Consider the following 18,544-nt stretch of genomic DNA (forward strand, 5'->3'; position numbering starts at 1 on the left):
ATAATGAGAATTTTATATACTAAATACAATGCTATCAACTCCCATACTACTAGACTACCAATCATCAACTCCTTGCTCTAAAGATGTTGTTGATTCTATGAAACCTTTTTGGAGTGAGATATTTTCTAACCCTTCAAGCAAATCTAATTTGGCGGGTATAAACGCAAGCGCTATCTTGGAAGCCTCAAGAGAAAGTATAGAAAAAACTTTATTTCTCCATAATAAAAAGGTTGTCTTTACAAGTGGGGCGACAGAATCTAATAACTTAGCCTTAATAGGTTTTGCAAGAAATTACTATAAAAAAACAAGGCATTATGGACATATTATTACCTTAAAAACAGAGCATAAAGCTGTATTGGAGCCCCTAAATCAACTAAAAAAAGAGGGATTTATGGTTACAGAAATCACTCCAGAAAGAGATGGGTTGATCTCAGAAGAAAAGTTCAAAAAGAACATAAGAGAAGATACATTTATGGTGAGTGTCATGTTGGCAAATAACGAAATAGGAGTTATTCAGCCCATAAAGAATATTTCAAAGATATGTAACTCGAGAGGAATAGCTTTTCACTCAGATTTTGCACAATGTTTAGGTTACATAGAGTTAAACGATCTTTTATCAAATGTAAATATGATAACGATGAGTTCTCATAAAATTTATGGCCCAAAAGGGATAGGTCTTCTTTTGATTGATGAAGAAATTAATCTGGAACCTTTAATTGTTGGAGGAGGGCAGGAATATGGTCTAAGATCTGGCACATTACCTCTCCCTCTAGTAGTAGGCTTTGCTAAGGCAATAGAGATAGCCGTTCTTAATCAAAAAAAGAATGCTGAAAAATTACTTTTGTATAGAAACAACCTTTTAAAGGGTTTGTTAGAAAATAATTCTGGTTTATTAATTAATGGCTCCATAAAAAAAAGGTTACCTCACAATTTGAATTTGACTGTATTGGATTTAAACGGAGCAAACTTTCATAAACTTTTAAAATCTAAAATAATTTGTTCTAGTGGATCAGCATGCAGTAATGGTGAACCTTCTCACGTTTTACTCGCCTTAGGTAGATCTTTTAAAGAAGCACAATCTTCAATAAGGCTAAGTATTGGATTAAGCACTAGTTCAAAAGATATAAAACAAGCAATTCAAATACTTACTAATACAATCAAAGCATTACGTTAGGAATTATTGGCTCACTAATTTAATTGAGCAACTCTTAATTTTCCACTTCTAGCTCTTTTATTTATTTCTACTTCTTGTTCGGAGGGAGTTATTGGCTTTTTTGTCAGGTTTTTTAATCTTTGATCATTCTTAAAAGAACTTTTAACTAACCTATCCTCTAGGGAATGAAAACTAATAATAGAAATAATTCCGCCTGGCAATAGCCAATCAGGGACAATTTGCAAAAATTTTTCTAATACTTCAATTTCTTTATTAACGGCAATTCTTAGTGCTTGGAATGTTCTAGTTGCTGGGTGTATTTTTTTATATCTTTGTTTTGGTGGGAAGCAGCCTGCAATAGAATAAGCTAACTCTTTTGTCCCAGAATATTTCCCATTTACCTTTAAATCCATTTTTATTTTCCTAGCAATCTTTCTTGATAATCTCTCATCTCCATATTTATAAATTAAGTTAGCTAGATCTTTTTCTTGTAAAGTCTCAATTAATTTCTCTGCATCAACCTCAAGAAAAGGATTCATGCGCATATCAAGTGGACCATCTTTTTGGAAACTAAATCCTCTTTTAGGGTCATCAATTTGGTTACTATTTACTCCAAGATCTGCAATTACAAAAGAAACTTTTTCTTTTGGTTCAAAATCCGCAAAATTTGCAGCCCTTATGTCAATCCTATTTTTAAATTCATCAAGCTTTTTTGATGCTGATTTTCTTGCGAATGGATCTTGATCAAGTCCAATTATATGTAAATCCGAATATTTTCTCAGTAAATGATAAGAGTGCCCGCCTCCGCCTAAAGTTGCGTCTATTCCTTTAAGTTGGTTGTTATGTATTAATGGGTAATGCTCTAATGAGGCTAAAATTTCATCTGTCATCACTGATTTATGATTGAAAAAAGATGAATCAGATAGGTCAGTTTGCATAACTTTCGACTAAGATTTATTTAGAAGTTAAATTTCGAATGGCCCAGCTAGAGACTAGAACAGAACCAATGGTGGTCAATTTTGGCCCTCACCATCCCTCAATGCATGGGGTTTTAAGGTTAGTTGTAACTCTTGATGGTGAGAATGTCATTGATTGTGAGCCGGTAATTGGATATTTGCATAGAGGAATGGAAAAGATAGCTGAAAATAGGACAAATGTTATGTATGTCCCTTATGTAAGCAGAATGGATTATGCCGCAGGAATGTTTTATGAAGCTATTGTAGTAAATGCTCCTGAAAGATTAGCTAATATTCCAGTTCCTAAAAGAGCTAGTTATATCAGAGTTCTTATGTTGGAACTTAATCGTATTGCTAATCATCTTTTATGGCTTGGTCCCTTTTTAGCAGACGTAGGAGCTCAAACTCCATTTTTCTATATCTTTAGAGAAAGAGAAATGATTTATGATCTTTGGGAAGCTGCTACTGGACAAAGGCTCATAAATAATAATTTCTTTAGGATAGGTGGTGTAGCATGTGATCTTCCATACGGATGGTTAGAAAAATGTATAGACTTTTGCGATTGGTTCGGTCCTAAGATAGATGAATACGAAAAATTAATCACAAATAATCCAATCTTTAGAAAAAGAATTGAAGGTCTGGGAACAATAGAAAGAGATCAGGCAATTAATTGGTCTTTGTCTGGCCCAATGCTGAGAGCCTCTGGAGTTTCCTGGGATTTAAGGAAAGTAGATAGTTATGAATGTTATGATGATTTTGATTGGCAGATTGCTTCAGAAAAAGAAGGAGATTGTTATGCGAGATATCGAGTAAGAGTTGAAGAGATGAGACAATCATTAAGCATCATTCGCCAAGCTTGTAAAATGATTCCAGGAGGTCCAACAGAAAATTTAGAAGCTCAAAGAATGGCGACTGAAGATAAGAAGAGTGAAATATTTGGTATTGATTATCAATATGTAGCTAAGAAGGTTGCTCCAACTTTTAAAATTCCTAATGGAGAATTGTATACAAGATTAGAGTCTGGGAAAGGAGAAATAGGTGTATTTATTCAAGGAAATAATGAAGTTACCCCATGGAGATTTAAAATCAGAGCAGCTGATTTAAATAATCTGCAAATATTGCCTCATATTCTTAAAGGTGCCAAAATCGCCGATATTATGGCAATTCTTGGTTCCATAGATGTCATTATGGGATCCGTCGATAGATAAGTTTTTTAAATGAAACCCTCTGATTGGTTAATATTGCAGAAGAAAGTACGATTTGGTGATTGTGATTCTGCAGGTGTAATTCATTTTCATAACTTATTAAAATGGTCACACGAAGCTTGGGAAGAGAGTATTGAAATTTATGGGATTCCTTATCAAGATATTTTTCCAGATTTTTCTATACGTAAAAGTCAAATTATTTTTCCCATAGTAAATTGCGAAGCGAACTACCTTGCGCCCATTAAAATTGGAGATTTATTAAAAGTAAAAATTTACCCTCATAAAATTAATCCTCATTTGTTCCGAGTAAATAGCTTTTTTATGAAAAATGGAAATAAAGTAGCAGAAGGAAAAATAATACATTGTTCTTTAGATGTTGATTCAAGAAATAAAATAGAACTTCCCGATCAGCTAGAAAGATGGATAGAGGCTTCAAATATAAGTACAAATTTAAAAGAGTGCTAATTTTTATTTATTATTTTTTAAATTGATAGTTTATTTTTTCTGTACTTGTATTTTTGTTTTTAATAATCCACTTTTCTGGTTTTTCATGTTTAGGCCAACTTTGAGAAAAGTTTTTTAATAAATTTAATGAATTTTCAATATTTTTATGATTTGTAAGTTCTCTAAATTCAACAATTATACTAATTTTATTTCCCCATAATTTGTCGGGTACTTTTGAAATATTGAATTTATTAATTGGGATATTTTCTTTCATAATGAAATCATTTAATCGAGATTCAATTACTTCTGGGAAAACGATTTCTCCTCCTGAATTAAAAGCGTTATCAATTCTTCCAATAAACTTTAAATATAAAGAATTATTGATTTGATTAATTTCACCTAAATCACCAGTTTGCCACCACCCATTTTTATTTTTGAAATTTTCAGTTTTTGAAGATTCTATTATTTCGATTCCAATTCTGGCTGATTTTATCTCGATTAATCCTTGTTTGTTAATTCTTATTTTTGTATCAGGTAGTATTTCTCCAACGTTTTCAAAACCCATTAAGAATTCTTTTGGTTTTAAACTCGTAACCATTGCTGCTGTTTCAGTTGAGCCGTAACAAGGTGCTAATTTTATTTGTTCTTGTATACATTTTTCTGCAGTTTCCCGGGTAATTGAAGCTCCACCTACCCAAATTAAATCAAAAATTTTTAGCCAATTAATACCATCTTTTTCAGATAAAAGTCTGTTTAATTGGGTAGGTACTAATGACGTAATCAAGTGCTTTTTGTTTTTTTTATATTTAATTGTAAAAAGTAAAAGTTCTCGAGTTTTTTTTATTAAATTCGGAGAAATATTAATACAATTACATCCCCAAGTTTGACTTCTAAAAATTGGCATTAATCCACTTATATGGTTAAGGGGTAAAGTATTGAAAATTAAGCAGTTTTGCAATTCAAATCCTTGCTCTTTTAGCCATTGTCCTGAAGAAGCGGCAGATAATTTGAGATTATCTAAATGGTGAATACATTTTCTAGGTTTACCACTGCTCCCACTGCTGTTTAAGATAATTGCTGGCCCATTTTTATGAATCGTATCTAGCACCTCTTCGTTTTTATAAAATTTGTTTCTTATATAAATTATTTTATTCTCTCTAATTTTCTGAATAATTTTCTTTATAGATTGAGTTTCATTATTTTCAACTTCAATAATATGAATTTTATTTTTCATAATTGATTCCATATCTTTTGTGCTTCATTTGTAAATAGGAAAGAGTTAGGGAATTTATTCATTGCTAAACCAGGAACTTTTGGTGTTGGTCCTTGTAACTGCAGAGATGATAAATGATAAAGCCATCTCCTTCCTATTCCAGTTTCAAATGAAGTACTTATGGATATTAAAGCTTTTTTATTTTCCAAGTCTCTTAAAAGCTTATCTGGATTCTTTTCTTGAGAAGGCCTTCGAATTTGCCAACCCTTCCACTCATTAATCAAAGTTGGAAATTTTAAAAGTGATTCGTCTAAAGCTATTGGAATTTTTTTGTTCAGTTCTTTTAGTCCATCAATATCATCAACAGAAAGAGGTTGTTCCAACCAATCTATATTTTTGTTATCTTTCAAAATTTCAGCCCATCTGTTAGCTATCTCTCTTCCCCAAGAACCATTAGCATCTATCCGCAACTTAATATTATTATCTATTTGGCTTAAAATTTCTTCTAAAATCGCTTCTTCCTCATTATTATTTCTTAAAGCTACTTTCCATTTTATTGTTACTGATTTTCCAATATTAGATTGACTTTTTTTAATTTCATTTAAATCTGAAATGACATTTTTAGGATTTAAAAGTATGGCTGTTTTATCAATTTCATCAAAAAAATAGTTTTCTTTAAAAATTATTTTTCCATTTATTTCTGCTAAAGCTGAATTTATTGCAGATTGAATACATGGGTGAAAAATATTTATTTGCTTAGATAAATTTAATACTCCTACATGCTCAGGAATCATATTTAATTGTTCTTCACATTTTTTTAAGTCTTCTTTTAGAAGAGGTGAAACCTCTCCAAATCCAATTTTCTTATCATTATTTTTTAATTTAATGATCCAACCCGATTTTGTAAGGTAAGCAGTTTTAGAATTTTCTACTTTTGTTGATAACTTAAAGCAATAAGATTTTTTTTTAAAATTTAAGTTCATTTATTAATCAAGTAATTAAAAATTAATCCTGTTATTAAGCCAATTCCATTAAGAGTTTGGAATTTTATTGCAATGAATTTACAATTTTTTATTGCTAAAGGTTTGTTATACGAAGAGTGTAATAAATTTATAAGCCTTATTGCTTGAGGAAAACTAATCAAATATAGGATACAAAAAATTGGAATAAATCCAGTAAGTATGGTGAAAAGTTGAAAAATATATATAGTAAAGATTATCCAAGGCACAAATTGAGAACCTTTTTTTGCTCCCAGGCGAACTAAAGGTGAATGTTTGCCATGCTTTTCATCTTCAATAATTTGATGAAAATGAGAACAAAATAATACTAGAGTTGTTGCTAAGGAAGGTCCTGAACCAAGTAATAAAGAAACTTTCCAAGGAATATCTTCGAAATAAATATTAGATGGATTTAACGCTATTAAGACTGCAGAGTAAGCAAAAGGTCCAAATGCAAGCCAGCATAATGGTTCTCCTAACCCTTGATAGCCAAATCTAAAAGGAGGTCCTTGATATAAATATCCTAAGAAGCAGCAAGCTGCTACTAAAATCAAAATGTTTACGCTTGTTGATACTGAAATAATTGAAATTATTAATAAACCAATAACTAAAGATGTATAGGCAATAAATGAAATTAATTTTTTATTTTTTATAAGATTTACAATTGAATGGAATTTAAATTCATCGATTCCTGTTTCTGCATCGAATAAATCATTAGTTAGATTTTCCCAAAGTAATATCAAAATTGCAGCTAACGTAAATGCAAGCAAATTATATATTTTTACTGTTTCATATTGATTTAGTAGATAAGCCCCTGTAATAAAAACTGGAAGTATTGCAACAGAATAAAGAGGCCATTTTATTGCTTGTTTCCATAATTTTTTTTTATTTTCATCCATTTTTAATTAACACACAAAATTCCATCATTATTAAATATAGTTTATAAATTGAGTTACATTTTTTACTTTATTGCATGATTTTTAGTTATTTTCAATAAGTAATGAAAAATGATTTAAAGTTTACAGATTTTTTAAAAGATTTATTTTCCACTTTCGATAAGAAGGTGGAAAATTCTGGATTAGTAAGTATTTGTGTTGAGATACCTTGTATTGATTTATTTCAAGTATATGAATTGTTTATAAATAAATATCAGTTTTCTTCATTTTGGGAGGAATCTGATGGTATTTCCTACATTGCTTTCGATAAATGTAAATATGTTACTTTGGATGGTCCAAGAAGATATGAGGTAGCAAAAGAGTTTAATACTGAAAATTTTAAAAATTTAATTAACTTAACAAATGAATCACATATTTGCTCACTTTCAAAAATAATTTATTTATTTTCTTTTTCTGAAAATTTGAATAATAAGAATTTATCTTCAGATGTTCCTAGTTTGGAAGCTATCTTACCAAAAATATTAATTATCAAAAGCGATAATAATTGCTGGTTAAGAATTAATGGTCATGTTGAAGGTAAGTCATCATTAAGAATATTAATTGAAGAAATATGGGCAATTAGAAATCAAGTTATTAATTCTGGCTCAGAATTAAAAAAATTATCTAGTTTAAAAAATAGTTTTGATTTTCCTATTATTGATGATTTCTTAAGTTCCCTTAAAATTTCTAATGTAAATTTGAAAAAAATAGTAAATAAAGGAATTCAATTAGTAGATAAGGGTATCCTCGAAAAGATAGTTTTAGCAAATAGGATTAAAATAAAACTTAAAAATAAATTAGATTTAGTAGAAATTTTAAAAAGATTAAAAAATAATCAACCAAATACATGCAGATACGTTTGGAAAAGAAATAGTAAAGATATTTTTTTTGGAGCATCTCCAGAAAAATTATTTTCTTTTACTAAACCAAATTTAACTTTTGAGGCTCTTGCCGGAACGATCTCAACTAACTCTAATTTTAATAACCTCCTTGGAAGTTCTAAAGACTTAAAGGAACATAATTATGTAATAAACTATTTAATTAAATGTTTAGAAATTTTAAAAATAAAAAAATTTAAAAAAAGTGATATCAAGGTAAATTCATTTGGAGATATTTCACATTTGCAAACACTTATTTTCTCTAAAGTTGAAAATATATGTCCTTTTGAATTGCTTAAAAATTTGCATCCATCGCCGGCTGTTTGTGGATATCCTAAGAATGAGGCATTGTATTGGATTAATACTCTTGAGTCTTTTGCTAGAGGAAATTATGCTTCTCCAATGGGCTGGGTTGATTCATCAGGAAATGCTTCATTTCTTGTAGCAATAAGAGGCGCTAGATATATTGAAGAAAATATTGAATTCACTGCCGGTTCAGGGATAGTTTCAGGATCTGTTTTAGAAAAAGAAATAGATGAGATTAGATTAAAATTTGAATCTTTAGTAAAACAAATAGTTTTTGCTAAAACTTCTAAATAATTTCTATTAACTTTTCAATAACTTCTTCTGAAACATTTTTATTAGATAAATTTTCTATTTCTCTTAAACCTGTTGGACTGGTTACATTAATCTCGCTAAGCATTCCATTTATTACATCAATACCTACAAAAAACAAACCTTCATCTTTGAAATGTTGAGATAACTCTGAGCAAATACTTTTTTCTTTTTCTGTTAATAATGTGGGTTCAGCCTTCCCTCCCAACGCTAAATTACTCCTAAAATCGCCTCCTTGAGGAATCCTATTTATAGATCCAATTGCTTCACCGTTTACGATAATTATTCTTTTATCACCCTCTATGACTTTAGGAATAAATTTTTGCATCATAACGGGTAATTCTTCTTGAGAAGTGATTAATTCAATGATTGATTTAATTCCTGGAGAATTTTTATTTATCCTTATAACACCTTGTCCACCTTTTCCTCCAAGAGGTTTTATGACTACTTCATTATTTATATTTGCAAAATTAATAAGATCTTTTACCTTACTCGCAACTATTGTAGGTGCCATTAAGTGGCTGTATCTCAAAGCACCTAGCTTTTCATTCCATGCTCTTAACGATGAGGGTTTGTTAATTACTTTTACTCCTTTTCTTTCGGCAACTTCTAAAAGATGGGTTGCATATAAATAAGCCTCATTTACAGGAGGATCTTTTCTCATCCAAATGCAATTAAATTCGGCGAGAGGTATGCAATCATTCTCTTTGAAAGAAATCCACGGATTTACTTCAACTTTTACGGAAGATGCCCATACTTCATCACCTCTAGCTTCAAGGTCTTGAGGAGTACAACTCCAGATTTCAATATTTTTTTTTGATGATGCTTGCATTAAAGCAGCAGTTGAATCTTTTAAGGGATTTATATTTTTAATTGGATCTATTACGAATAGAAATTTCATAAGATCTAGTTTAATAATGCTTCTAATTTATTTTCATTTTCTAATGCGTAGAGATCATCGCAGCCTCCGATACCCTCATTATCTATAAAGATTTGTGGTAATGTTCTTCTACCATCAGCTCTTTCAATCATCAATTCTCTGGCATCTTCGTCGCCATCTATTTTATATTCTGTAAAATTTACATTTTTTTTCTTAAGTAGTGATTTTGCTCGAATACAGAATGGGCAATATTGCCAAGTATAAATTTCAACTTTGGACATTTTTTTAAAATAATACTTAGTTTATACTATTAAACAAAAGTGCTTGTTAGATTATAAATAACGATTAAATTCTATTTTGATAGATATTACAGATTTCAAAAAAGATCTTTCGGAACTGACAGTGCGCCTGGGTAATGCTCAGGATTGTCTTTGACGTACCAAGATTAAAAGCAAAAAGGAGAGAGTTAGAGCAAATTTCTGCTCAGCCTGAATTTTGGGAGAATCAAGAAGCAGCTAAAAAGCAAATGTTAATCCTTGATGATGTCAAAGCCCAACTCGAATTGTTAGATAAATGGAAAACTTTTATTTCTGATGCTAATGCCTCTCTTGAGCTTTATTCTTTAGAACCTGAAGAGGAAATGATTTTGGAGTCCCAGCAGGGCTTAAAGAAATTAAGAGATAATTTAGATAAATGGGAATTCGAAAGATTGTTATGTGGTGAATACGATAAGGAAGGAGCAGTAGTTTCTATTAAAGCAGGTGCCGGTGGAACAGATGCGCAGGATTGGGTAGAGATATTATTGAGAATGTATTCAAGATGGGCCGATAATAATCAAATGAGCCTTATAATCAATGAATTATCTCAAGGAGAAGAAGCAGGTATTAAAAGTGTAACGTTTGAAATTGATGGAAAATATGCATACGGCTATCTGCAATATGAAAAAGGAACTCATAGATTAGTAAGAATTTCTCCTTTTAATGCTAATGGCAAAAGGCAAACCAGCTTTGCTGGGGTAGAGGTTATGCCAAAATTAGATGATAATATTTCGCTTGATATACCTGAAAAAGATTTAGAAATTACAACGAGTAGATCCGGTGGAGCGGGAGGACAAAATGTTAATAAAGTAGAAACAGCAGTAAGAATTGTTCATTTGCCTTCCGGGATTTCAGTAAGATGCACCCAAGAAAGATCTCAATTACAAAATAAAGAAAAAGCTATGTTACTTCTAAAGTCTAAACTATTAGTGATTGCTAAAGAACAACGAGCTGCTGAAATCGCTGATATTAAAGGTGATATTGTAGAAGCTGCATGGGGCAATCAAATAAGAAATTATGTTTTCCATCCCTATCAAATGGTAAAAGATCTTAGGACTATGCAGGAGACTAACGAGTTAGATAGTGTTTTAGATGGTGGACTTGAACCATTTATTCATGAATTATTACGTATGAATATTTCTTCGAACGAATCTATTGAATAACTAATGGAAAATAAAAAAGAAATTTTAGAAAAAAAAGTTGCTCCTCCAAGCTTTATAAAGCTTGCTATGAGAAATATGGTAAGGAAAGGTTCAAAAAGTATTTCTCATTTTTCAATAACCTTTCTAGTCTTAATTGGGATATTAATACTTGTGGCCACTATAGGTAAGCCCAATATTCCTGTTTAAGAATGTATGAAAGAAAAAATTATTTCTGAAATCAATTTAGATTTGGTTTTTCAATGTAATGATTTTTCTCAATTTTCAAATAAGTTAAAAGATAGTAAAACTAAGCTTATTTTTGAATCTATTTTTTGGGAGAAAGTTTTTTTATCTTGGATAAACACAATATTAAAAAAAGAGGATTATGAATTGCCATATTATATTTTTGAAAAAAAATCTTTTTCATTAGGATTACAGATAATATCTAATCAAGAAATTGCTTCTTTGAATAAGAAGTGGATGCAAAAAAATGGTCCAACTGATGTTCTATCTTTTCCAATCATTTCTGATGAATCTCTAAATAATTTAGATCAAATAGAGTTGGGAGATATATTTATATCATTAGAGATGGCACTTGAGCAATCTTATGAATATAAACATTCAATCTATAGAGAGATGATCTGGTTGGCTAGTCATGGATTTTTACATCTTTTGGGATGGGAACATAATAATGAACATGATTTAGAAAATATGTTAAATTTTCAAGAATATTTAATTACTCGATTAAATTAAAAATCAATGGAAAAAAAAATAAACTATTTAGAAAATAGAAAAGAATCATACAAAACTTCTAGTAGTGTATTTATAAGTTTTAAATATGCTTTCAGTGGAATTAGTTATGTAATAAAAACTTCAAGAAATTTTAAAATTCAATTAATTTTTGCAGTTACAAGTTTAATAATTGGTTTTTTACTCAAAATTAGTCTAAGTAGTTATGTAATTTTGATTGCAACAATTATGTCTGTTTTAATATTAGAAATATTAAACACATCTATTGAATCAATCGTTGATTTAGTAGTGAAAAAAGAATTTAGTATTTTGGCTAAAATTTCAAAAGATACTTCTGCAGGAGCAGTATTATTAGCTTCCATTAATTCTGTTATTATTGCTGTATATATATTTGTTCCTAAAATAAAGTTGTTATTTTAAATACATATAAATATGTTTCTTGTTATTGATAATTACGATAGTTTTACTTATAACCTTGTTCAATATTTAGGAGAACTTTCAGTTGAGCATGAAATAACTAAAGAATTAATAGTTAAAAGAAATGATGAAATTACTTTAGAAGAAATTATCAAACTCAATCCTAGTGGCATTTTATTATCTCCAGGTCCAGGCAATCCAGATCAATCTGGAATTTGTCTGCCAATACTAAAAAAATTATCTAAAAATATTCCGACATTGGGAGTTTGTTTAGGTCATCAAGCTTTGGCTCAAGCTTTTGGAGGTAAGGTTATAGTTGGTAAAGAACTTATGCATGGTAAGACATCCAAAATATTTCATAATCAAAAAGGATTGTTTAAAGATATCGAGACTCCATTTGTAGCGACTAGATACCATAGTCTTATAGTTGATTCAAGTTCTTTACCATCTTGTTTCGACATAAATGCGACTTTAGAAGATTCAACTATTATGGCTATATCTCACAAAGAATATAAACATTTACATGGGGTACAGTTTCATCCTGAAAGTGTGTTGACGCAATTTGGTCATAAATTAATTAGTAATTTTCTAAAAATGGCTGAACAAAAGTAGAATAAAAAAAAATTAATATTATGATTTCTCAAATTAAAAACTTTTTATTTTTGATACTATTTAGCTTTTTTTTACCTACCTCATTATTGGCAAGGGATTTAGTAATAAAAAGTTTGGGACATAGTAGTTTTTTAATTAATAGTGCAGATAAATCTATTCTTATAAATCCCTTTAAAGCAATAGGTTGTGCAAGTAATTTAAAGGAGCCAAAAGAAGTTAACGTAGATTTTATTTTAGCTAGTTCTAGGCTTTCAGATGAAGGATATAATCCTAATGATCAATTAATGTTTGTTGAGCCAGGAATCTATAAATTTGAGGATATTTTATTAAATGGAATTTCTGTCCCACATGACAGAGTAGATGGAAGAAGATTTGGGATGGCAACTGTTTGGAGTTGGGAGCAGAATGAACTTAAAATTGTTCATATGGGAGGAGCTGCTGGTGATATTGATATAAATAGTCAAATTATTTTGTCTCATCCAGATATCTTATTTATTTCAATTGGAGGAGGAATAAAATCTTACAATGGGAAAGAAGCCTCAAGAATAGTTAAGATCTTAAAACCTAATGTAGTCATTCCTGTTCACTTTGAACGTGGCAAACAAATTAATAAAGAATGTGACTTCTCAAATGCTGATTTATTTATCGAAAATATGAAAGATTTTCAAGTAAAATATGTTGGAAAAGATTTTCAAATAAAACCTAAAAGAATCGATCAAAATACAATTTATATTTTCAGTAATTAATTTATTAAATCTAAGATCTTGTAATTTTCCCAGAAAAAAATCATTTGTTCTTTAGTTCCAATACTAACCCTTATTGAGTCACCAATATCTTTTTTGTTTTCCATACTTCTAATAAGAATACCTTTTTCTCTCATCTTTTGTATTAAGATTTTAGGATCTTTTATTGGCCAAATTAAGAAATAATTACCTCCACTAAAGTGAGTTCTGATTTTTGTTGATTTAAATTTATTTAAAATCCATTCTCTCGCCTTTTTTACTTCTAAAACATAATTATCAATATATGATTTGTCTTTAAGTGCTGCTAATGCTGCTGTTATAGCAAAGCTATTTACATCATATGGTCCTGTAACATTATTAATGTACTGTATTAAAATTTTATTGCCAAAAGTAAAACCTATTCTTAAACCAGCTAAACCTGCAGTTTTTGAAAGAGATTGGATTATTAGTATATTGTTATTCTTTTCAAAATCTATCGATTCAAGAAGACTATCTCCATTAAATTTTTCATATAGTTCATCAACAATTATTAATGAATCGTGATTGATATTAGCTAAGTTAATTATTTCCTGAGAGCTTATAACCGTTCCTGTTGGATTATTTGGATTGCAAATAAATATTAACTTTGGATTATGCTTTATTATTTTTTCCCTAAATTCTTCGATGGGGAATAGGAAATTTTCTCCAATGTAAGAACAACTTATTTTTTTCATTCCTCGCATTTCTGCACAAGGAGAATAGTAACCAAAAGTTGGATTTGTGGTTAGAAATATTTGATCTTTTTCTCCAAAGCAATTGAAAATTGCATTTATTGCTGCATCTGCTCCATTGAAAATTCCGATTTCATCATTACCAAATTTTCTTGAATCAAGATATTTATCACATAAAAATTTTTTTAAAAAATTATATTCTGGATAAATTGAAATCTCATCTAATTTTATCGCTTGTAATGCCTCTAAAACCTTAGGACTTGGACCTAAAGTATTTTCATTAAAGTCTAAGCGGAGTAAATTTCTTCTATTTTCTAAAGGTGCAGAGTAAGACTGCATATTTATTATTTCTTCTCTTGGTTTTGGGAAAAGATTATTTAATGGATCAAAATCATTCATTACATTCTTTCTAAAGTTTCAATTCCTAAAAGCTCTAAGCTTAATTTTAGTGTTTTTGCAGTTAGGTCACATAAATTAAGTCTAGAAATTTTTATATTTTTTTCTTCTTTGAGTATTGGAACTTGATCATAGAATCTATTAAAAGTTTGACATAGCTCGAACAGATAATTGCATAGTCTATTTGGCATTAAGTCTTTTTCAATAGAAATTATGACTTCATCGAACTTAAGTAATTTTCTGATAAGTTTCCACTCAGATTTATGTTCATAATTTATGTACTGAAAATCTTCAGAGTCATAAACAAAATCATTTTTTCTTTTAATTCCTGAAATTCTTACAAGTGTATATAGCAAATAAGGAGCAGTATTTCCATTAAGGGAAAGCATTTTATCAAAACTAAATTGATAATTAGTAATCCTATTTTGACTTAAATCTGCATACTTAACAGCTCCTAATCCAATAATTCTTGAAGTATTTGCAATAAACTCTTCGGTCTCGTAACGATCTTCATCTTCTAATCTTTTCAATAGATCTTCTTTAGCTCTTCTAACCGCTTCATTTAATAAATCTTTTAGACGTATTGTTTCACCTTCTCTTGTCTTAAGTTTTTTGCCATCAATTCCTTGAACTAATCCAAAAGGTACATGGTCTACTTGACACTTATCTGGGATCCATTTTGCTTTTTTTGCAACTTGAAAAACTCCAGCAAAATGATTTGCTTGTCCATGATCAGTTACATAAATAATTCTTGAAGCATCATCCCCATTAGGCGCTTTATTGAATCTGTATCTTATGGCAGCAAGATCCGTGGTGGCATAATTAAAACCGCCATCTTTTTTTTGAACAATTAGCGGTAAAGGTTTGCCTTCTTTATTAGTCATCCCATCTAAAAATACACATTTAGCTCCTTGATCTTCTATGAGTATTTTTTTAAACTTCAAATCCTCAATAACTGACTTTAAAAATGGATTATAAAAAGATTCACCTCTTTCTTTTATTTTGATTTTTAAATTTTTATAGATTTCATCAAATTCCTTTCTCGATTGATCACATAACAATTTCCAGGCTTGGATAGATTTACTATCTCCACTTTGTAACTTGACTACTTCCTCCCTAGATCTTTTTTGGAATTCAGATTCATTATCAAATCTTTTTTTTGATGCTTTATAAAATTCAACTAAATCACTTATCTTGATCTTTCCTATTTCTTCTAGATCATTTGAATATAAATCTTTGAGCTGAGTAATAAGCATTCCAAATTGTGTTCCCCAATCACCAACATGATTGAGTCTTAATACTTGATAACCCCTTAACTCGAAAATTCTAGATATTGAGTCACCTATTATTGTTGATCTTAAATGCCCTACATGCATTTCTTTAGCAATATTCGGACTAGAAAAATCTACAATCACTTTATTAGACAAACCACTATCTAAATCTTTTTTAATTAGAGGTATGCCAGCCCTAGGGCATTGAATATTTGATTTGATTTCATTTATTAGAACTTCATCTTTTAATTTTATATTTATAAATCCAGGTCCTGCTATTTCTAGACTCTTGCATAATTTTGATATGCTTTTATTTTTATTTAAAAGATAAACAAAATCTTCAGAGATTTCTCGTGGTTTCTTTTTATATATTTTAGATAAACATAGACAAACATTACATTGATAATCACCAAACTCTTCTTTTGATGATTGTGTAACTAAATTTTTTCTAAGATTGTCGAATTCTCCTCTTTTATCATTTTTTTCAAGACTATCTAAAAGAGATTGTTCAAATTGTTTTGTTAATTCTTTAAAAATGATTAGCATTAATTATTCAATTATTTATCTATATAATTAATTAATATAACGCATACTTAAATCAATCCAATTACTTTTGGTAATTGAAGAACTTGTTGAAATCAAATCAATACCTTTTATTAGATATTTACTAATTTCTTTAGGGTTAATTCCAGAAACTTCTATTATCAAATTTTTATTGACTTCTTTTTTTAAGCTATTCATTGATAAATCTCTTAATTCTTGAACGTTTTTTTGGATTATTTCAGGGCTAAGTTCATCCAATAAGACACTATCTGCTCCTGCTAATACTGCTTCTTTTGCCTGTTCGATATTCTCAGCTTCAATTATGATATGAGTTGTAAAAGGCGAATTTAGTCGAATTTTTTTTACTGCATTATTAAGATTATCTGTCCATGCAATGTGATTTTCTTTTATCATAGCTGCATCGTATAATCCCATTCTATGATTCACTCCACCTCCACATTTGAATGCATATTTTTCAAATATTCTTAAGCCAGGAGTAGTTTTCCTAGTATCTGCTAATTTTATATTTGTACCTTCTAACTTATTTACAAGATTCTTTGTATATGTTGATATTCCAGATAAATGCATTGCTATATTTAAGCCTATTCTTTCACTGGCTAGCAAACTTTTTGAAGGTCCATATATTTCCAGGAGTTTTTGATCTTTAAAAAATTGATTTCCATCAGAGATATTAAATTTTGAACTGATGTTTAAATCAATTTTTTTAAAAATTTCTTTTATGATTTCGACACCACAAAATATACCACCTTCTTTTGCAATCCAATATGCATTACCATTCTCTTCTGTAATAGAAGGCCTTGTAAGATCTCCCCTACCTATATCTTCATCGATCCAATTATCAATGATCTTACTTATTATTGGAGTATTTAAATCCACTAAACTAAAAAATAATTAATTAATAAAAATTAAACTGAAGTTAGAGAATCAACTATATATCACTATGTAATTTAACTCAAATTTATTTACCAATACAAAACTTAGAAAAAATATTATCTAGAAGTTCCTCTGTTAATTCTTGACCAGTTATTTTAGATAAGTTTTGAATTCCATCTCTCAGTTCTATTGATAACAAATCAAATGGCAATTTATTTTTAATTATTACATCAGTATCATTTAAATTAGATAGGCAAGAAGACAAATTTGTTAGATGTCTTTCGTTTAAAAATATATTGATATTTTCTACTTGTTTTAATCCGCATTTTTTTATGATTGTGTCGATTAATAATCTTTCGCCATCATTATTCTTAATGCTCATAAGAATTGTGTTTTTTAACTCATTTGAATTAATATTTTTGCAATCAATTAAATCTTTTTTATTGCCCAAAATAGTAATTAATTTTTCTTTGGGGATTTCTTGTATTATTTTTTTGTCTTCTTTATTAAATCCTTCTTCAAGACTATAAATATAAATTATAAAATCTGACTCTTTAATTTTCCTAAAACTTTTTTTAATTCCAATACTTTCAATTTGTTCATGAGTTTCTCTTATGCCAGCAGTATCAATTATTTTCATTGGAATATCATTAATAGTTAAATTAACTTCAATAACATCTCTAGTTGTTCCAGGAATATTAGTTACGATTGCCTTCTCTTTTTTTGCAAGCAAATTTAGTAAAGAGCTTTTACCAACATTCGTTTTACCTATAAGGGCAATGGATATTCCATTGTGAATATATGAATTTCTTTTTGCATTTTCTATTAGTAATTCTATTTTTTCTTTTACTTTTTTAATGTTTTTTAGATATTTGTTGTAATCAAAATCTGTGAAGTCTTCTTCAAAATCAACTCTTGCTTCTATTTCGCAAAGTTGATTTATAAGGTCATTTTTAATATCATTAATTTTTTTCTTTATTTTCCCTTGAACCCCACTAAAAGCTAGCTCTGCTGATCTGGTATTGCTTGCATTAATTAATTGATTAATCGACTCGGCTTGAGTAAGGTCTATTTTCCCATTAAGAAAAGCTCTTTGACTAAATTCTCCTGGGTTTGCAAGTCTAACTCTAGAATTACTAGATAATAATCTCTGTAGAACTTTATTTACTAGGATTATTCCTCCATGGCAATGAAGTTCAACAACATCCTCTCCTGTGAAGCTATTTGGTGATTTCATTACTAAAATTAAAACCTCATCTATAAATTTATTTTGTTTATTTTCCAGAATAAAACCATGAAAAACTCTATGTGATTCCCATGCATATTTAGATTTAGTTTGAACAATCTTTTTGCAAGAATTTATTGAGTCTTTCCCTGATACTCTTATTATCGCAACTCCTCCTTTCCCTATACTTATAGCTGAAGCAATTGCGGCTATGGTATCTTCTGTAGTAACGATCGAATCCATCTCT

At 29.3% G+C, this 18,544-nt stretch carries 20 protein-coding genes; 10 read left to right on the top strand and 10 right to left on the bottom strand.

Annotated features, from left to right (window positions below):
• The first annotated feature begins 28 nt into the window (after positions 1-28).
• Positions 29-1,174 (top strand): cysteine desulfurase family protein, encoded by a 1,146-nt coding sequence (locus tag PMT9312_RS00870; protein ID WP_011375738.1) that lies wholly within the window; start codon positions 29-31, stop codon positions 1,172-1,174.
• Positions 1,175-1,188: 14 nt separating this feature from the next.
• Here PMT9312_RS00870 and rsmH read toward each other — a convergent pair whose 3' ends face one another.
• Positions 1,189-2,091, bottom strand: coding sequence for a 16S rRNA (cytosine(1402)-N(4))-methyltransferase RsmH (gene rsmH, locus PMT9312_RS00875; RefSeq protein WP_011375739.1), 903 nt, complete (start codon positions 2,089-2,091; stop codon positions 1,189-1,191).
• A gap of 38 nt (positions 2,092-2,129) precedes the next feature.
• On the opposite strand from rsmH, the gene PMT9312_RS00880 reads away from it, so the two are divergent.
• Together PMT9312_RS00880 and PMT9312_RS00885 are read left to right on the top strand one after the other, a co-directional pair.
• Positions 2,130-3,317 (top strand): NAD(P)H-quinone oxidoreductase subunit H, encoded by a 1,188-nt coding sequence (locus PMT9312_RS00880; protein ID WP_011375740.1) that lies wholly within the window; start codon positions 2,130-2,132, stop codon positions 3,315-3,317.
• Between the two features lie 9 nt (positions 3,318-3,326).
• Complete coding sequence (locus PMT9312_RS00885) at positions 3,327-3,779, top strand: acyl-CoA thioesterase (RefSeq protein WP_011375741.1); 453 nt, start codon at positions 3,327-3,329, stop codon at positions 3,777-3,779.
• A gap of 10 nt (positions 3,780-3,789) precedes the next feature.
• Here the strand turns inward: PMT9312_RS00885 and PMT9312_RS00890 are convergent, their stop codons facing one another.
• The 3 genes from PMT9312_RS00890 to menA are packed head-to-tail and all read right to left on the bottom strand — an operon-like array spanning position 3,790 to position 6,868.
• Positions 3,790-4,992 carry an AMP-binding protein gene (locus PMT9312_RS00890; RefSeq protein ID WP_036924455.1) on the bottom strand — a complete coding sequence of 401 codons (1,203 nt, stop codon included), beginning with the start codon at positions 4,990-4,992 and terminating at the stop codon, positions 3,790-3,792.
• A complete protein-coding gene (locus PMT9312_RS00895) occupies positions 4,989-5,954 on the bottom strand; it encodes an o-succinylbenzoate synthase (protein ID WP_011375743.1) in 966 nt (321 codons plus the stop codon). Before PMT9312_RS00895 ends, PMT9312_RS00890 begins: the two co-directional genes overlap by 4 nt.
• Positions 5,951-6,868 (bottom strand): 2-carboxy-1,4-naphthoquinone phytyltransferase, encoded by a 918-nt coding sequence (menA, locus tag PMT9312_RS00900; protein ID WP_011375744.1) that lies wholly within the window; start codon positions 6,866-6,868, stop codon positions 5,951-5,953. The genes PMT9312_RS00895 and menA overlap by 4 nt, the downstream gene beginning before the upstream one ends.
• 101 nt (positions 6,869-6,969) lie before the next feature.
• Between menA and PMT9312_RS00905 the strand changes: the two genes are divergently transcribed.
• Positions 6,970-8,382, top strand: coding sequence for an isochorismate synthase (locus PMT9312_RS00905; protein ID WP_011375745.1), 1,413 nt, complete (start codon positions 6,970-6,972; stop codon positions 8,380-8,382).
• Here PMT9312_RS00905 and gshB read toward each other — a convergent pair.
• Positions 8,375-9,298 (bottom strand): glutathione synthase, encoded by a 924-nt coding sequence (gene gshB / locus PMT9312_RS00910; protein WP_011375746.1) that lies wholly within the window; start codon positions 9,296-9,298, stop codon positions 8,375-8,377. The genes PMT9312_RS00905 and gshB overlap by 8 nt on opposite strands.
• Positions 9,299-9,303: 5 nt before the next feature.
• Complete coding sequence (gene grxC, locus PMT9312_RS00915) at positions 9,304-9,558, bottom strand: glutaredoxin 3 (protein WP_011375747.1); 255 nt, start codon at positions 9,556-9,558, stop codon at positions 9,304-9,306.
• A gap of 76 nt (positions 9,559-9,634) precedes the next feature.
• Here grxC and prfB point away from each other — a divergent pair.
• From prfB to PMT9312_RS00945, 6 genes are all read left to right on the top strand, one after another.
• A protein-coding gene (gene prfB, locus PMT9312_RS00920) for a peptide chain release factor 2 (protein WP_152556513.1) occupies positions 9,635-10,757 on the top strand; the annotation gives its coding sequence in 2 pieces (ribosomal slippage) (positions 9,635-9,709 and positions 9,711-10,757; 1,122 coding nt in all).
• 3 nt (positions 10,758-10,760) lie between these two features.
• Positions 10,761-10,943, top strand: coding sequence for a DUF3285 domain-containing protein (locus PMT9312_RS00925; protein ID WP_011375749.1), 183 nt, complete (start codon positions 10,761-10,763; stop codon positions 10,941-10,943).
• A gap of 6 nt (positions 10,944-10,949) precedes the next feature.
• Positions 10,950-11,489 (top strand): rRNA maturation RNase YbeY, encoded by a 540-nt coding sequence (gene ybeY, locus PMT9312_RS00930; RefSeq protein ID WP_011375750.1) that lies wholly within the window; start codon positions 10,950-10,952, stop codon positions 11,487-11,489.
• Between the two features lie 6 nt (positions 11,490-11,495).
• Complete coding sequence (locus tag PMT9312_RS00935; protein ID WP_011375751.1) at positions 11,496-11,906, top strand: diacylglycerol kinase family protein; 411 nt, start codon at positions 11,496-11,498, stop codon at positions 11,904-11,906.
• Positions 11,907-11,918: 12 nt separating this feature from the next.
• Positions 11,919-12,515 carry an anthranilate synthase component II gene (locus tag PMT9312_RS00940; protein ID WP_011375752.1) on the top strand — a complete coding sequence of 199 codons (597 nt, stop codon included), beginning with the start codon at positions 11,919-11,921 and terminating at the stop codon, positions 12,513-12,515.
• Positions 12,516-12,535: 20 nt separating this feature from the next.
• On the top strand, positions 12,536-13,261 hold the full coding sequence (locus PMT9312_RS00945) for an MBL fold metallo-hydrolase (RefSeq protein WP_011375753.1): 726 nt from the start codon (positions 12,536-12,538) through the stop codon (positions 13,259-13,261).
• Here the strand turns inward: PMT9312_RS00945 and PMT9312_RS00950 are convergent.
• The 4 genes from PMT9312_RS00950 to mnmE form a co-directional block, all read right to left on the bottom strand.
• Positions 13,258-14,367 carry a pyridoxal phosphate-dependent aminotransferase gene (locus tag PMT9312_RS00950; RefSeq protein ID WP_011375754.1) on the bottom strand — a complete coding sequence of 370 codons (1,110 nt, stop codon included), beginning with the start codon at positions 14,365-14,367 and terminating at the stop codon, positions 13,258-13,260. The two genes, PMT9312_RS00945 and PMT9312_RS00950, sit on opposite strands and share 4 nt — an antisense overlap.
• Positions 14,367-16,181: an arginine--tRNA ligase gene (gene argS / locus PMT9312_RS00955; protein WP_011375755.1), complete on the bottom strand. Its 1,815-nt coding sequence runs from the start codon at positions 16,179-16,181 to the stop codon at positions 14,367-14,369. Before argS ends, PMT9312_RS00950 begins: the two co-directional genes overlap by 1 nt.
• A gap of 27 nt (positions 16,182-16,208) precedes the next feature.
• Positions 16,209-17,075 (bottom strand): carboxylating nicotinate-nucleotide diphosphorylase, encoded by an 867-nt coding sequence (nadC, locus tag PMT9312_RS00960; RefSeq protein WP_011375756.1) that lies wholly within the window; start codon positions 17,073-17,075, stop codon positions 16,209-16,211.
• An 82-nt stretch (positions 17,076-17,157) separates the two neighbouring features.
• Positions 17,158-18,540 carry a tRNA uridine-5-carboxymethylaminomethyl(34) synthesis GTPase MnmE gene (gene mnmE, locus PMT9312_RS00965; RefSeq protein ID WP_011375757.1) on the bottom strand — a complete coding sequence of 461 codons (1,383 nt, stop codon included), beginning with the start codon at positions 18,538-18,540 and terminating at the stop codon, positions 17,158-17,160.
• Positions 18,541-18,544: the final 4 nt, after the last annotated feature.

It is taken from the genome of Prochlorococcus marinus str. MIT 9312 (genome assembly GCF_000012645.1).
GTDB lineage: Bacteria > Cyanobacteriota > Cyanobacteriia > PCC-6307 > Cyanobiaceae > Prochlorococcus_A > Prochlorococcus_A marinus_L.